Source organism: Sinorhizobium prairiense, from assembly GCF_029201645.2.
Classification (GTDB): Bacteria; Pseudomonadota; Alphaproteobacteria; order Rhizobiales; family Rhizobiaceae; genus Sinorhizobium; species Sinorhizobium meliloti_A.
Map to the genome: position 1 here is coordinate 879,752 of NZ_CP104133.1, position 14,105 is coordinate 893,856.

The 14,105-nt window shown below is 63.0% G+C and carries 13 protein-coding genes; 6 read left to right on the plus strand and 7 right to left on the minus strand.

All coding sequences use genetic code 11. The annotated features are described in order from the left end of the window. The first annotated feature begins 47 nt into the window (after positions 1 to 47). Positions 48 to 836, plus strand: coding sequence for a hypothetical protein (locus tag N0Q91_RS27435; RefSeq protein ID WP_275598721.1), 789 nt, complete (start codon positions 48 to 50; stop codon positions 834 to 836). Positions 837 to 940: 104 nt separating this feature from the next. Here the strand turns inward: N0Q91_RS27435 and N0Q91_RS27440 are convergent, their stop codons facing one another. Further along, positions 941 to 1,534 carry a TetR/AcrR family transcriptional regulator gene (locus N0Q91_RS27440; protein WP_102764070.1) on the minus strand — a complete coding sequence of 198 codons (594 nt, stop codon included), beginning with the start codon at positions 1,532 to 1,534 and terminating at the stop codon, positions 941 to 943. A gap of 115 nt (positions 1,535 to 1,649) precedes the next feature. Here N0Q91_RS27440 and N0Q91_RS27445 point away from each other — a divergent pair, with 115 nt between their 5' ends. The 5 genes from N0Q91_RS27445 (at position 1,650) to N0Q91_RS27465 (ending at position 4,116) form a co-directional block, all read left to right on the plus strand. Further along, positions 1,650 to 2,867 (plus strand): MFS transporter, encoded by a 1,218-nt coding sequence (locus N0Q91_RS27445; protein WP_275598722.1) that lies wholly within the window; start codon positions 1,650 to 1,652, stop codon positions 2,865 to 2,867. A gap of 91 nt (positions 2,868 to 2,958) precedes the next feature. Beyond that, positions 2,959 to 3,456 (plus strand): hypothetical protein, encoded by a 498-nt coding sequence (locus tag N0Q91_RS27450; RefSeq protein ID WP_275598723.1) that lies wholly within the window; start codon positions 2,959 to 2,961, stop codon positions 3,454 to 3,456. Positions 3,457 to 3,524: 68 nt separating this feature from the next. After that, entirely contained in the window at positions 3,525 to 3,704 is a 180-nt protein-coding gene (locus N0Q91_RS27455; RefSeq protein ID WP_275598724.1) for a hypothetical protein, read from the plus strand. Positions 3,705 to 3,714: 10 nt separating this feature from the next. Further along, on the plus strand, positions 3,715 to 3,912 hold the full coding sequence (locus N0Q91_RS27460; protein WP_102764066.1) for a hypothetical protein: 198 nt from the start codon (positions 3,715 to 3,717) through the stop codon (positions 3,910 to 3,912). 57 nt (positions 3,913 to 3,969) lie between these two features. Further along, a complete protein-coding gene (locus N0Q91_RS27465) occupies positions 3,970 to 4,116 on the plus strand; it encodes a hypothetical protein (RefSeq protein ID WP_100672421.1) in 147 nt (48 codons plus the stop codon). Positions 4,117 to 4,831: 715 nt separating this feature from the next. Here N0Q91_RS27465 and N0Q91_RS27470 read toward each other — a convergent pair. The 6 genes from N0Q91_RS27470 to N0Q91_RS27495 all read right to left on the minus strand — a co-directional run bounded on the left by N0Q91_RS27470 (position 4,832) and on the right by N0Q91_RS27495 (position 13,960). After that, positions 4,832 to 7,045 (minus strand): xanthine dehydrogenase family protein molybdopterin-binding subunit, encoded by a 2,214-nt coding sequence (locus N0Q91_RS27470; protein ID WP_275598725.1) that lies wholly within the window; start codon positions 7,043 to 7,045, stop codon positions 4,832 to 4,834. A 1-nt stretch (position 7,046) separates the two neighbouring features. Beyond that, positions 7,047 to 7,505: a (2Fe-2S)-binding protein gene (locus N0Q91_RS27475; protein WP_275598726.1), complete on the minus strand. Its 459-nt coding sequence runs from the start codon at positions 7,503 to 7,505 to the stop codon at positions 7,047 to 7,049. Positions 7,506 to 7,778: 273 nt separating this feature from the next. Continuing rightward, complete coding sequence (locus N0Q91_RS27480; protein ID WP_275598727.1) at positions 7,779 to 8,735, minus strand: AraC family transcriptional regulator; 957 nt, start codon at positions 8,733 to 8,735, stop codon at positions 7,779 to 7,781. 106 nt (positions 8,736 to 8,841) lie between these two features. After that, positions 8,842 to 11,991 carry an efflux RND transporter permease subunit gene (locus tag N0Q91_RS27485; protein WP_275598728.1) on the minus strand — a complete coding sequence of 1,050 codons (3,150 nt, stop codon included), beginning with the start codon at positions 11,989 to 11,991 and terminating at the stop codon, positions 8,842 to 8,844. A gap of 115 nt (positions 11,992 to 12,106) precedes the next feature. Beyond that, positions 12,107 to 13,261: an efflux RND transporter periplasmic adaptor subunit gene (locus N0Q91_RS27490; protein ID WP_275598729.1), complete on the minus strand. Its 1,155-nt coding sequence runs from the start codon at positions 13,259 to 13,261 to the stop codon at positions 12,107 to 12,109. 90 nt (positions 13,262 to 13,351) lie between these two features. After that, a complete protein-coding gene (locus N0Q91_RS27495) occupies positions 13,352 to 13,960 on the minus strand; it encodes a TetR/AcrR family transcriptional regulator (protein ID WP_275598730.1) in 609 nt (202 codons plus the stop codon). Positions 13,961 to 14,105: the final 145 nt, after the last annotated feature.

Below are 14,105 nucleotides of genomic sequence, written 5' to 3' on the forward strand. Positions count from 1 at the left end.
TGTCGAGCCGCGGCCGATCGTGACGGCGGGCGATATCGGAGGATGTGATGACTCGTTTCATAGCGACTCTGGCTTCCATCGGAGCCTGCCTGCTTGCCGGCGCTGCCACGGCGGCGGACATCTATTCTCCGGTGGCACCGGAAACCCAGCAGGTCACCACGGAGAGCGGCTGGACGTTTTCCTTCGCGCCCTACTTCTGGGCGGCGGGGCTTTCGGGGGATATCGAGCAGTTCGGCTTGCCTGCGGTCGACGTCGACGCGAGTTTCAGTGATGTCTTCGACCACCTGGATTTCGCTGCGATGGCGATCGCCGAAGCGCGCAACGGACCCTACAGCATCTTCGGGGACGCGATGTACATCAAGCTTTCCGGCCAGGGCGGCACGCCGAGGGGCATTCTCGCCGACGATGTCGAGCTTTCGACGGAGACCTTCGCCGGCACACTCGGCGCTGGCTACGCGATCTATGAGGACAGCGCTGCACGGCTCGATATCGTCGGCGGCTTGCGTGTTTGGTCCGTCAAGAGCGAGCTCTCCTTCCAAGGGGGCGTTCTCGACGGTGTGTCGAGGACCGACGATGCGACCTGGGTGGACGGGATCGCCGGCTTTCGCGGGACCTATTCGTTTACGCCCGAGATCTACATGACTGGGTGGGGCCTAGTCGGCGCCGGTGGCGCGGATCTCGACTGGGATGTCGCCGCGGCTATCGGTTACCGCTTCAGCGATACCGTTTCGGCGCTTGCCGGTTACCGCGCGCTGGGTGTCGACTACAGCAATGACGGATTCGTCTTCGACGTCGTAGAGCAGGGGCCGATCCTCGGGCTCGTGGTGCGCTTTTAGAGCACATCCAGGAAAAGTGTGTAACGGTTTTCTGTCCGGAAGTGCGTTGGATCAAATGCTCTAGAGCGTTCCGGCGCTTTGCTGGAACACTGAAACCGGGCCAGTCAGCCCTTTCCGGTCCTCAGACCTTCGAGCAGTGCCCGAAAGCCTTCAACGGCCTTTTTCGACGTTTCCTGCGGGTCGTCTGAATTGGCGATCCATAGCGCTGCATGGCTGCTCGCTCCGTTGATAAGACGGGCTGCAGCTTCCGTGTCGACGTCGATGACCGCCCCCTCGGCCTTGAGGCGAGCCAGGCTTCCCGCCAGCGCCGCTATGCAGCCTTCGTTCATAGGCCATTGCGATATATCGCCAAGCACCGCCGGTCCATCACGGAACATGATGCGCTGAATTTCCGGTTCGAGAGCCATGCGGATATAGGCGACGCACTCGTCCACGAACCCCTGCCAGCGCGTCGGTGCTTCCGAAGAGACCTTGTTCAGGCGCGCCGTCATCTCGGCGTCGATCTCCCGGATCACCGCCTGCAGCAGCCCCTTTTTGTCACCGAAATGATGGTAGAGCGCACCGCGGGTCAAACCGGCCTCGGCGGTGAAATCGTCCATCGACGAGTCCGCATAGCCGATGGTGCCGAAGGAATGCCTGGCGGCCGCGATCAGTTTCGCGCGGGTCTCGGCGATCATTTCCTTTCGCGGTCTGTTCATGTCGTCTCCCGTTTCGCATACGTCTCGTATTTTATTTGACATACGGCGCGTATGCAACTAACTAGATGACATACGCGGCGTATGTCATCTAGCACCATCTTCCAAGGAGCGTCTCATGTCCAATCCCTATGGGAAAATTTTCAGGGCGCCGGGAGCCAAGGGCTTTTCGGCAGCAGGCTTCTTCGCACGACTGCCGATTGCGATGGCACCGATCGGTATCGTCGCAATGCTGTCGCAGACCCACGGCGAATACTGGCTGGCAGGCGCGGTTTCGGCTACCTTCGCCCTCACCAATGCGCTCGTCGCGCCCCAGATATCGCGCCTGGTCGACCGCCTCGGCCAGACCGCCGTAGTCGTCCCGACGACGATCGTGTCAGTCGCCGCATTCCTGGCGCTGATCATCGCAGCCAACCGGGACTGGCCCGCATGGACTTTGTTCGCATCTGCCTTCTTCGCCGCCATGATGCCCAGCATACCCGCCTTGGTCCGCGCCCGCTGGACCGAGATCTTCCGCAATCAACCCGAGCTGAACACAGCCTTCGCCTTCGAATCGTCGGCAGACGAGCTTGTCTATATCTCCGGCGCCTCGCTGTCGGTCGGCCTCGCCGTCGCTCTGTTCCCGGAAGCCGGCATGCTGACGAGCACGCTATTCCTCGCGCTCGGGACGGCGGCTTTCATCCTGCAGCGCTCGACCGAGCCGAAGGTGCGCCGATTGGAGGCCGGCGTCTCGCAGGCCTCGGCAATCCGTCAGCGTCCCGTGCAGATCATCACGCTTGCCCTGATTTTCGTCGGTTCGATTTTCGCCACGGCGGAAGTCAGTGCCGTCGCGATCACCAAGGAACTCGGAGAGCCGCAGGCTGCCAGTCTCGTCATCGGCGTCTATGCGGTCGGTTCCTTCCTGGTGGGCCTGGCGCTCGGTGCCCTGAACCCCGCCATGCCCCTGCACAGGCAGCTCCTGATCGCCGTGAGCGTCATCGCCATAACGTCGGTGCCTCTTCTCTTCGCGGACACCGTGCCGCTCCTCGCCTTGGCGGTATTCGCCAGCGGCATCGCGATTTCGCCCACCTTCATCACGGCATTCGGGCTGATCGAGCGGCGCGTACCCGAGTCGATGCTGACGGAGGGCGTTACCTGGGTGATGACCGGCATCGGCATAGGCATGGCCTTGGGCGCGTTCGTCTCCGGCTGGGTCGTCGACAATTTCGGCGCGCAGAACGGTTTCTGGGTGTCAGTGGCCGCCGGGGTGGCGACCGTGGTGACGATAGCGGCCGGCCAGCGCAGCCTTGCGGGCGGCGGAGCGCTCCCGGCAGCGGTTCCGCAGCCGGCAGAGTAGAGCACCGCCTTCTGGCCGGAACAAAGAGGCGGGCCGCCGGTTCATCCGTCGGCCTGTCACGATCGGCTTGTCACGATTTCGGGAGAGACGGATGGCACGAGTATCACTCATAGCCGCCAGCGGATTATGCGCGGGCCTCGCCGCCCTTGCGGCGCTGGCGGTCGCGGCCGAGCGCCGGAACAGGAGCCCGTGGCGGCCGATCAACGCGACGAGCCACTGGATACACGGCCCGCGCTCGGGGTCGGTATTGCGTCCCGATCTCGCCCACACCGGCACCGGCTTTACAACGCACATGCTCGCCTCGTTCTGGTGGGCGCTCCCGTTCTCGGCAATGATCGGGCGCAGCGCGCGGCCTTCGCCCTCTCGGGTCGTCGCCGCAGCGGCAGGCACTACCGCTCTTGCAGCCCTCGTCGATTACGGTCTGGTCCCCAAGCGCCTCACGCCCGGCTGGGAGCTCGCTTTGCCGAAATCGGACCTGATGATGGCCTATGTCGCCATGGGTTTCGGCCTTGTCCTGGGAACATACCTGCATGCCGCAGTTGCCGGCACGGTCCTGCCTTTCGACGACCAGGAACAACGCCCGTCCTGACAGGTTAGGGCCGCATATCCGCAAGACGCTGGCGCTAAACACGCCACGGCACAGTGAGGAGGTCTCGAATGAGCAGCCGACCACCACCCGTCCCGTCGGACAACCGCAGCCACAAGGGAGCCGGAGAGTCTGGAAACGTATCCGCCGGGGCGAAGAAGCCCGACTTCGCAGAAAATCCGGAGAAGAAGGGGCAGCAGGGCAACACCAAGGTCAATACGACCCATCAGGGCTATCAGCAGGACAGATGAGGCAGAGCGCATGTCCACCTCCAAGAAGACACCGGCAAGCATCCGCCAGGGCGGTCCCGGCGCCTCCCACGAAAATGCGAAAGCTCCGCTCGAAATAGAGAAGCCGCCGGCCGATTCCGAGCGCCGGACGCGCAGCAAGGTTTCCGGAGGCGGAGGCGAGCACGACCGCCACCACAGCCACGATTCGCGCCGCAAGGGCGGACACTGATCCGGCAACACCCGGCTGCGCGTAATCCTATGACCGCAGGATGAACAAATCCGTCGCATGGACGTTCTGCTTGACCCGCAACGGGTGGAGGAGTTCGCCATGCGACGCGGTCTGCGCCATCACCCTACGATCGACCTGATCGTGTTCATCGCCGCCCTCGGCCTGGTTTCCGCCATCATGATCGCGTCCCTGTTCTTCGGTTAGCCCGCGCGCGCGGACGCGCAGGCGGTTCCGCTTCGCGAATCACCCGATGCATCGCGCCGCCTCGAAGCGGAGCCTGGGCCGGTTGCGGCGCCACCGGAGCGGGCGTAATGCGTCGCAGACCGAAAGACCAATAATCATCAACGATTTCCGTATCATGGGGAGTGATGCCGATCAGCCTGTGCGTGTCGTGGCGGCGCCAATGCGCAACTCTTATTTGCCTATAAGGAATGTTTCGTCGCCAACTTTCAAGGTTCGAGCCGGCCGAGTTCCCGCCTGCTGCTGGCGCTGGGTGCCGCCTTGGGGCGGCACGGCAGCCGACACGCTTTTAGGCATCCAGACCCACCAGCTTGGTAACGGCCAGGGCCATGCGATGCTCCTTCCCACAGGAACCGCATCCTGCGTGGCGATATCTTCAACCGCGATCGCGCAATGAACATCGGCGGTGCCTTCCAGGCGGCGGCGCTGCGGAGGAGGCATCTTCCGCAGCGCTCGGCGGCGCCCCTGGGGAGGGGAGAGAGCGAGGGACGCCGCCCGGGGTCGGCTTCGACGGAGGGACGAGAGCCCATCCGCTCTTCTGAACGTGTCGCCTCGAGGAAGCGACGGCGCCTAACAGGCTGCGGTGCGGGTGCTTCCGAGAAATGGAGCTTTCCGCAAATTCTTCGGCGTAACTTGGGCGCGGGAAGATACCGGCCGCGCTGGCGGCCGGCATGAGCGCTCAGGCGTTGAGCGACTTTGCAAAGGGCAGGACGCGGATCCGCTTGCCGAGCGCCTTGAAGGCCGCGTTGGCAACCGCAGGCCCGATCGGCGGAACGCCGGGTTCGCCGATCCCCGACGGCGGGTTGGCAGAGGCGAGGATATGGACCTCGACCTTCGGCATCGCGTCGATCCTGAGCGGTGTGTACATATCGTAATTGCCCTGATCGACCTGGCCTTCCGTGAGCGTGATTTCCTCGCCCAGGATGGCGCTCAGCCCGAAGCCGATCCCGCCCTCGACCTGAGCACGGACCTGATCCGGATTGATCGCCAGGCCGCAGTCGACGGCCGCAACGACGCGCTCGACCTTGATGCCCTCGCCTTCGATGGAAACTTCGGCAATCTGAGCCACCACCGAACCGAAGCTCTCGGCGACCGCGACCCCGCGGAAGCGGCCTTCGGGCAGAGGCTTCTGCCATTCGGCTTTTTCCGCCGCCAGCTTGAGAACGGTCGCGTGGCGCGAGCCGGGTTCGAGCATCGACAGGCGGAACTCCAGGGGATCCTGCCCGGCAGCCTCGGCGACCTCGTCCAGGAAGGCTTCGGCTGCGAATGCCGTGTGCGTCGAACCGACGGAGCGCCACCAGAGGACCGGAACGCGAACGTCGGTGGTCGTAAGCCCGACGGTCTGGTTCTGGATGGCATAGGGCAGGTTGTTTGCTCCTTCGACGGATGTCGGGTCGACCCCGTTCTGGACCATCCCGTCCCAGGCTGTTTTCGCCACGATCGACTGACCGACGATGTGATCGCTCCAGGCAACGAGTTTCCCGCTTGCGTCGATGCCGGCCTTCAGGCGATGCACATAGGCCGGCCGATACCGCCCGGCGCGCGTATCGTCTTCCCGGGTCCATTGCACTTTGACCGGTGCACGAAAACCGAGAGCCTTCGCCACATGGACGGCTTCGGCCACGACGTCGCCGTCGAATACCGCACGCCGGCCGAAGCTGCCGCCGGTCTTCATGACGTTGAGCCGGACCTTTTCGACCGGTACGCCGGCAATTTCGCTGGCGAGTTTCTGGTAGACGTCGGGGAGCTGATGCCCGCCCCATACCTCGATCGTGCCGTCTTCGTTCCTGCGTGCGACCGCATTCAGGGGTTCCAGGGCGGCATGCGCGAGATAGGGGAACTCGAACGTCGCTTCGATGACCTTTGCGGCCGATGCGAATGCGGCGTCGGCATCCCCGTCCTTGCGCGCGAATGCGGCCGGTGTCTTGCCGGCGAGGTCGCGATAGGTGGACATGAGCTCGGGCGTGCCCCGTTTTTCGGCGTCCGTTTCGTCCCACTCGACGGTGACCGCTTCCCGGCCCTTGATCGCGGCCCACATATGTTCGCCGACCACCGCCACGCCGCGCGGCGTTTCCACCACGTCGACCACACCCTTGATGGCGCGGGCGGCCGTAGCGTCGAAGGACTTGACCTTGGCGCCGAAGAGGGGCGGGTGGATCATCACCGCCGTCAGCATGCCCGGCAGCTTCACGTCGATCGTGTATTGCTCGGTTCCGTTTGCCTTCCGGGCGCTGTCGAAGCGCTTCAGCTTGGCGTTGCCGATGAGCTTCCAGTCGCCCGGTTCCTTGAGCTTTACGTCGGTCGGCACCGGCATCGTGGCCGCTTTTGGCGCAAATGCGCCGAAACCGCCGCTCTTGCCGGAGGGATGGGCAAGGGTGCCGTTCTCGACGGTTATCTCAGCCGCGTCGACGCCCCACTCGGCCGCGGCTGCAGCAACCAGCATCGCCCGGGCTGCGGCACCTGCCTTGCGGTAACGTTCCCAGGAGGTAGACATGGAGGTCGAGCCTCCCGTGCCCTGCATGGTCCCGCCAAAGGCGATATTGCCATAGGCCGGTATATTGCCGGCCGCGCCCTTGACATCGATCGTGGACCAGTCGGCGTCGAGTTCTTCCGCCACCAGCGTGGCGACGCCGTTATAGGAACCCTGACCCATTTCGAACTGGGACGAGAGCACGGTCACCTTTCCGTCTGCTCCGATCATCAGGTAGGGAGAAAATGCGTGTGAGCCGCTCTCCGTTTCCGCCTCGCCCGCAAATGCCGGGGAGGCGGCGAGAACCCGGTATCCGACGGCAATGCCGGTCCCGGCCGCGAGCGCGCCGAGCAGGAATTGTCGCCGCGACGTTTCCATCCGGGCGGCAGGACGGGCGATCGATTGCATCAGTTTCGATATCATGTCAGGCCTCCAGACGCTTCGCGGCTTCGTGAATGCCCGCGCGGATACGATGGTAGGTGGCGCACCGACAGAGATTGCCGGACATGGCGGCGTCGATGTCGGCATCCGTCGGTTTGGGATTGTTGGCCAGAAGGTCCGTAGCGGACATGATCTGGCCGGACTGACAGTAGCCGCATTGCGGAACGTCGAGATCGGCCCAGACCGCCTGCACCGTCTCGGCAACCTTTCCGTTCAGGCCCTCGATCGTCGTCACCTCGGCTCCTTCGATGTCGCCGATGAAGGTTTGACAGGACCGAGTGGGCGAGCCGTCGACATAGACCGTGCAGGCGCCGCATTGCGCCATGCCGCAGCCGAATTTCGTGCCCGTCAACCCGACAAGGTCCCGGATTGCCCACAGAAGCGGCATATCCGCCTCGGCCTCGATCTTGTGGTCGACGCCGTTGATCTTAACAGTCACCATGGTGTTCTCCTCGCGTTTCGGCGCGTGAAGCGGATGCCGCTGCCACATGCCGGACTGACGCTGGCGCGGATGTGGAAAGGTCTTCCGCCCACATTCCGCTCAAGCTCTTGGAATTACTCACGCTCACGAGTCAGGCAACCTGACCTAAGACCATGAACGAGACCTGGAGCTTAGAAGACCATTCGCCGGGCTGGTAGATTCAATCCTGCCGAATTATTGCCCATTCCTGCCAGGTTGACGGGATCGTGATCATCGCACCGGGTGGGACAGCAATCATCCCGCGGAGTTCCGCCTGGTCGAATCGTTGGAATTCAGAATCGCCCTGATGTCGCGCAGCGGCGGATGGCCGAATGCCCGGCGGTACTCCCGGTTGAACTGGGTCGGGCTCTCGTAGCCGACCTGCAGCGCCGCCGTTGCCGCATCGAGCGACTTGGAGAGCATCAGTTCCCGTGCGTGATGGAGTCGCAGATGCTTCTGGAACTGCAGGGGGCTCATCGCGGTCATGGCTCGGAAGTGGTGGTGCAGCGTGGAGACGCCCATATTGGCGATCTCGGCCAGTTCTTCCACGCGAAGCGGTTTGGTGTAGTTTTCCTTCAACCATAGGACCGCCTTGGCGACGCGGTTGCTGTTCGTGCCCGCGAGCGCGAAGCGCCGGAGCCGCGCGCCCTGCTCGCCGGTGAGAAGCCGATAGAGGATCTCGTTCTGGATATGGCCGGCCAGGAACGGAATGTCGGCCGGCGAGCCTGCAAGCGAAATCAGCCGGAACAGGGCATCGAAGAGCTCGCGCGTCGCGGTGCCGACAGCCACACCAAGGTCGCGCTCGGGAATGTCGGTCGGGTGTATGTCGTGATCGGCAATGATGCGCCGCACTTTTTCCATGTCCAGACGCAAGGCCGCTGCGACATAGGGCTCCCCTTCGCTTGCCGCGCAGATCTGCGCAGTTACGGGAAGGCCGATGGCGGTGAGGAAGAAGCAGCCTTCATCGTAGACGAGCGTCTCGTTGCCGACGCGGACATTCTTGCTTCCCTTGATGATGAAAGAGAGGCTTGGCTCGTAAACGCTCGAAAAGGGGCCCGCCGGCTCGACGATGCGATAGAGCGAGAGGCCCGGAACGGGATGCGCGAAGGAAAGCCCGTCCCAGGGCAGTTTCGACAGCCTGTCGAGAATCTGCGCGCGAAGGGCTGCGGTCTCTTCGCGCAAGTCCCTTTGCGGGAACATGATCGTGCTCATTCCTGCTCCTGCCTCTGATCCTGTCCGATCATGGGGATCGAAACCCGGTGAGATTATCACATTATTCCGAATTCGACAGAATTGGGCAAGAGTGGCCGATCTCCACTTACTCTGCCGCAAGCGGCGCCGGGTAGCGCTCCTGTTCGTCCGAATCGTCCTGCGCGTCGGCAGGCTCCGGGTCCGTTTTGCGCGATTTCGGCTCCTTGCCGAAGAAGAGCGCATAACCGGCCGGCAGAACCAGGATCGTCAGAACGGTGGCAACCAGTATCCCGCCCATCATCGCATAGGCGAGCGGTCCCCAGAAGACGCCGCGGGAGATCGGGATCAATGCCAGCACCGCGGTGAGCGCCGTCAGCATGATCGGTCGGAAGCGGCGCACCGCAGCGCCGATGATCGCCTCGGAACGTTCCATCCCGGCCGCGATGTCCTGGTCGATCTGGTCCACCAGAATGATCGAGTTGCGGATGATGATGCCGAGCAGCGCGATGACCCCCAGGATGGCGACGAAGCCGAAGGGTGCTCCGCTGATGAGCAGGGCCGCCGCCGCACCGATGATCCCGAGCGGACCGGTTGCGAGCACCAGCATCGCCTTGCCGAAATGCTGGAGCTGCACCATCAGGAGGATGACGATCACCACCAGCATGATCGGCGCCTTGGCGGCGATCGAGGCCTGGCTCTCGGCGCTGTCTTCGGCGCCGCCCTGGATCTCCACCTTGTAGCCGGGCGCAAGACCCTCCCTCAGTCCCTTGAGCTCGTCGAAGAGCTGCATCGCCACGTCGTTCGGCTGCACGCCGTCAGGCAGCGTTCCGCGCACGGTGATCGTGGGCAGCCGGTCGCGCCGCCACTCGATACCCTGTTCCATGACGGGAACGACCTTGGCGATCTGCGAGACCGGGACGAAGCCGCCGAAATCGGTGGGCACATAGACCGACTGGACGGCAGAGAGCAGGTGGCGATTGCCGCCGGGTTCCCGCGCCACGATGGAGACCGTTTCCTCGCCGTCGCGGAAGCTGTCGAGCGGGACGCCGGACATTGCCGCCTGCAACATCTGGCGGATGCGCTGCGACGTGATGCCGAGGGCGCGGGCGCGGTCCTGGTCGATCACCAGCTTCATCGCCGGCACAGGTTCGAGCCAGTCGTCATGAATGGCGCCGAGCAGCGGGTTTTCCTGAAATTTCGTCTTCACCTGGTCGGCGATCCGACGGACTTCCTCGCGGTCGGGGCCCATCACCCGCATCTGCACGGGCCATCCGGTCGGCGGTCCCAGGAACAACCGGTCGACCTTGGTGCGGATGGAGGGGAAATCCTCGGCCAGTATCGTGCGCAGCTTGACGATCAGCCGCTCGCGGGCCGCCTCATCCTTTGCCATGACGAGGAGCTGCGCGAAGTTCGGATTGCGAAGCTGCTGGTCGAGCGGCAGGAAGAAGCGCGGCGCGCCTTCGCCGATATAGGTGGCGATGAAGCGCTTGTCCTCATCGTCCATCATCCGCTCCTCGAGCGCCTTCGCCTGCTTTTCGACCTCCTTGATGCTCGTTCCCTCCGGCAGCCAGAGATCGACCAGAATTTCCGGGCGCGAGGACTGCGGGAAGAAATTCTTCGGAATGAACTGAAATGCCCAAAGGCTCGTCACGAAGATGGCAAGCGTCGTCAGGAGCACGACGACGCGATGGCGCACTGCCCAGCCGACGGTCGCCCTCAGGCGGCGATAGAAGCGCGTATCGAAGACGTCGTGATGGGTGCCGGCGTGGTGGCGCTGCTTCAGGATCATATAGCCGAGCCAGGGCGTGAAATAGACAGCCACGAACCAGGAGACCACCAGGGCGATGCCGACGACGTAGAAGAGCGAGCGGACATATTCGCCGGCGGTCGATTCCGCGAAGCCGACGGGGATAAAGCCGGCGGTGGTGATCAGAGTGCCGGTCAGCATGGGAAAAGCGGTCGAGGAATAGGCGAAGCTTGCCGCGTCGATCTTTTCCAGCCCCTCTTCGAGTTTTCGCTCCATCATTTCGACCACGATCATCGCGTCGTCGACAAGCAGGCCGAGAGCGATGATCAGCGCCCCGAGCGAGATGCGCTGAAGGTCGATGCCCAGCTCGTACATGATCGCAAAGGTGGCCGCGAGTACGAGCGGAATGGCAATCGCGATCACGAGACCGGAGCGCCAGCCGATCGACAGGAAGGAGACGATGAGGACGATGATCAGCGCTTCGATGAGCGCGTGGCTGAACTCGGTTATCGCTTCGGTGACGACTTCCGGCTGATTGGAGACTTGATCGACCGACACGCCGTAGGGCAGGGCGGACTCAAAGCGATGGTAGGTCGCTTCCACTGCCTTGCCTACGTCCGTGACGTTGAAGCCCTTTGCCATGACGACGCCGATCTGGACGCTGTCGTGGCCGTTGAATCGGAATTTCCGTGCATAGGGATCTTCCAGCCCGGAGGTCACGGTCGCGATGTCGCCGAGCCGGATGGTCCGGTTTCCCGCCCTCAGCCGCAGTTCACGGATGTCCTCGACCTTGGTGACGTCTCCTTCGACGGAGATGCGCACCGAGCGCGTACCGGTGTCGACAGAGCCGGCATGATCGACATTGTTCTGACCGGCGATCGCATTGCGCAGGTCGTTGAACGTCAGGCCGCGCTCTGCGAGAACCTTGGAGGAGAGGTCTATATAGATTTTCTCGGGCTGGTCTCCGAGGATCACGACCTTCTCGACGCCTGGTGTCGTCAGCAGCATGTCGCGCCCTTCGATCGCGAAGCGCTTCAGTTCGGGATAGCTGAAGCCGTCGCCGCTGATCGAATGCAGGGTGATAAAGGTGTCGCCGAACTCATCGTTGAAATAGGGGCCGAGCACGCCCTCGGGCAGCTCGTTGCCGATGTCGCCCACCTTCTTGCGCACCTGGTAGAAGGCGTCGGCGACCTCGTCTGCGTCGGTGTCGCCCTCGATCTGGACCGTGATGATGGCGCTGCCGGCGCGCGTATAGGAACGGACGAAATCGAGATGCGGCGTTTCCTGCAGCTTGCGCTCGATCTTGTTGACGACCTGATCTTCCATTTCCTGGATGGAAGCTCCCGGCCATACGGCTTGCACCACCATGACGCGGAACGTGAATTCCGGATCCTCGCGTTGCCCCATGCGCAGGAGCCCAAGCCCGCCGGTGATGATGATCAGCGCCAGTAGGAAGCGCGCGATGCTCGGATGCCCGATCGCCCAGCGCGAAAGATTGAACGGTTTCTTGTCCTCGGTGGAGGCGTGCATGGCCGTCGTCCCGTTCTACTGGTGGAGGTTGAAGCACTTCCAGGAAAAATGGGAACCGGTTTTCCGTGTTAAGTGCATAGTTTCAAAGTGTCAGAGCGCTTCTTTGCTGCGAGCTCTAACGGAGAATTTCGGGCGTTTCGGCCCGGGCGGACTGCTGCTCGGCCGATTGCTGTTCGCCCGCCTGAAGTCTCACCTTCAGATCCTCGGCCATGAACTGTGTGCCTGCGGCAACGACGAGGTCGCCGGCGCCGAGGCCTTCGGCGACCCGCACACCGTTATCGGCGAAATCGGCGAGCTTGATCGGGCGCGCATGGACGGTCGAGAAGTCACGGTCAACGATCCAGACGATATTCTGGCCGTCCTTCTTCGACAGCGCGCTCAGGGGGATGGAAACGAACGGCGCCGAGCTTTCCGCAGCCGCCTCGACCGTCGCCGTCATGCCGAGAAGCACGCGCTTGTCGTTCGGCAGGCTGACGCGTACGGAAAAGGTGCGCGAGCGCGGATCGGCACTGCCGGAGACTTCGCGCACATGTCCGTCGAGCACAAGCATGTCGTTCGACCAGAAGCGCACCCCGACCGGTTTGCCGGGCTTGAATTCGGCAATATCCGTTTCCGGCACTGCGATTTCGACTTCCTTCTCGCCGTCGACCGCGACGGTCACGACGGGCGTTCCGGTGCCGACGACCTGGCCGATATCGGCGTTGACGATCGTGACGATGCCGTTCTGGTCGGCCTTGAGGTCCGTATAGTTTACCTGGTTCTTCGCCTGGCTCAGCGACGAAGCCGCGGCGTCTCGCGTCGAGACCGCCTGATCGTAAAGAAGGGTCGCCTGATCGAGTTGAGCCTGGGAGGAAAACGATTTGCTGAAGAGCTGTTCGGCCCGGAGTTTCGCAAGCGCTGTCGTCCGGACCTGCTTTTCGGTGGCAAGCAGGTCTGCCTCTGCGCTCGTGACCGCAAGCTGATAGTCGGTGGCGTCGATACGGGCGAGAATGTCACCCGGCTTGACCCGGTCGCCGATATTGACGAGCCGTTCGGTGATCTTGCCGCCGACGCGGAAACCGAGATTCATCTCCGTGCGCGCTCTGACCGAGCCGGAATAGTGAAGCTCCCGCGGCTCGCCGGCCGGAGCAATCTCCACGACCTTGACCGGGCGTATGGTCTCCTTCGTCTCGACTTTCTCATCCGAGCAGCCGGAGAGAACGGCAGCGAGCAGAATCACGGTGAGGAGACGGGCGGCGAACGGTCGGTTGAGGGCGCTTCCTGAAAACATCGCTCTTACTCTCCTTGGCCGCTCTGCGGCGGCGCGGCGTTTTTGTGCATGGCTTCGCCCCGAAACCGCTCACATGTTGGAGCGGCAAGCTTATTTTTTCAGCGCCCGGATCGCGAACTCGATGAGCTCCTCGGGTGTCGCGCGGTTTTCCTTGGCGAGACACTGGGCGACGATCTGCGGATGGCAAAGGGTGACGAGACTGGCGCCGAAGCATCTGGCGGCGATAGCTGGGTCCTGTTCGGCGAACTCTCCGGCTTCGATCCCCTCGCGGATAATAGCTGCGAGGAGCTCGTCCAGACGGCCGATATGTTTCTCGATCACGTGCCAGTCGCGCTCGATCGCCACGACGACCATTTCATGGACTTTCTGTTCGTCGAGCATTGTCTCGACCGTGAGCTTGTGCTGCCCCAGCCCGTAGCGCCTCAGCCGCTCGGAAGCGCTGAGCGGCAGACGCGCGATTTCCAGCGCCTGCTGGTAGCTTGCCCCGAGCATGCGCGAGCAAAGCGCCTGATGAATTTCCGTCTTCGACGCGAAGAAACGGTAGATGTTGGCCGGCGACATATCCAGCTCGCGCGCGATATCGGCGACGTTTGTCTTGGCATAGCCGTAGTGGCGGAACAGCCGCTCCGCCGCTTCAAGAATACGCGTCACGTTTTCCTGGCGGGCTGCTTCGGCGGCGTTGTCTGCGAGATCGCTCATCCTGTCTCCTGCTGATGAGTGACGAATTTCGAATTTCGTCAGTGATAATCCGAACACCGTTACTTGTCAACTGCAGACTGCTTTGCGATCACCGCCGCTGATATGCTCATTGACTCATTATACCAGTTCGGCTATTCGGAACGTC

Excerpts from the sequence above, each read along its gene's own strand:
- N0Q91_RS27455 (WP_275598724.1), top strand. The coding sequence starts at position 3,525 with ATGAGCAGCCGACCACCACCCGTCCCGTCGGACAACCGCAGCCACAAG.
- N0Q91_RS27435 (WP_275598721.1), top strand. The coding sequence starts at position 48 with ATGACTCGTTTCATAGCGACTCTGGCTTCCATCGGAGCCTGCCTGCTT.
- N0Q91_RS27495 (WP_275598730.1), bottom strand. The coding sequence starts at position 13,960 with ATGAGCGATCTCGCAGACAACGCCGCCGAAGCAGCCCGCCAGGAAAAC.
- N0Q91_RS27475 (WP_275598726.1), bottom strand. The coding sequence starts at position 7,505 with ATGGTGACTGTTAAGATCAACGGCGTCGACCACAAGATCGAGGCCGAG.
- N0Q91_RS27445 (WP_275598722.1), top strand. The coding sequence starts at position 1,650 with ATGTCCAATCCCTATGGGAAAATTTTCAGGGCGCCGGGAGCCAAGGGC.
- N0Q91_RS27490 (WP_275598729.1), bottom strand. The coding sequence starts at position 13,261 with ATGTTTTCAGGAAGCGCCCTCAACCGACCGTTCGCCGCCCGTCTCCTC.
- N0Q91_RS27480 (WP_275598727.1), bottom strand. The coding sequence starts at position 8,735 with ATGAGCACGATCATGTTCCCGCAAAGGGACTTGCGCGAAGAGACCGCA.
- N0Q91_RS27470 (WP_275598725.1), bottom strand. The coding sequence starts at position 7,045 with ATGATATCGAAACTGATGCAATCGATCGCCCGTCCTGCCGCCCGGATG.
- N0Q91_RS27485 (WP_275598728.1), bottom strand. The coding sequence starts at position 11,991 with ATGCACGCCTCCACCGAGGACAAGAAACCGTTCAATCTTTCGCGCTGG.
- N0Q91_RS27460 (WP_102764066.1), top strand. The coding sequence starts at position 3,715 with ATGTCCACCTCCAAGAAGACACCGGCAAGCATCCGCCAGGGCGGTCCC.
- N0Q91_RS27450 (WP_275598723.1), top strand. The coding sequence starts at position 2,959 with ATGGCACGAGTATCACTCATAGCCGCCAGCGGATTATGCGCGGGCCTC.
- N0Q91_RS27440 (WP_102764070.1), bottom strand. The coding sequence starts at position 1,534 with ATGAACAGACCGCGAAAGGAAATGATCGCCGAGACCCGCGCGAAACTG.
- N0Q91_RS27465 (WP_100672421.1), top strand. The coding sequence starts at position 3,970 with ATGGACGTTCTGCTTGACCCGCAACGGGTGGAGGAGTTCGCCATGCGA.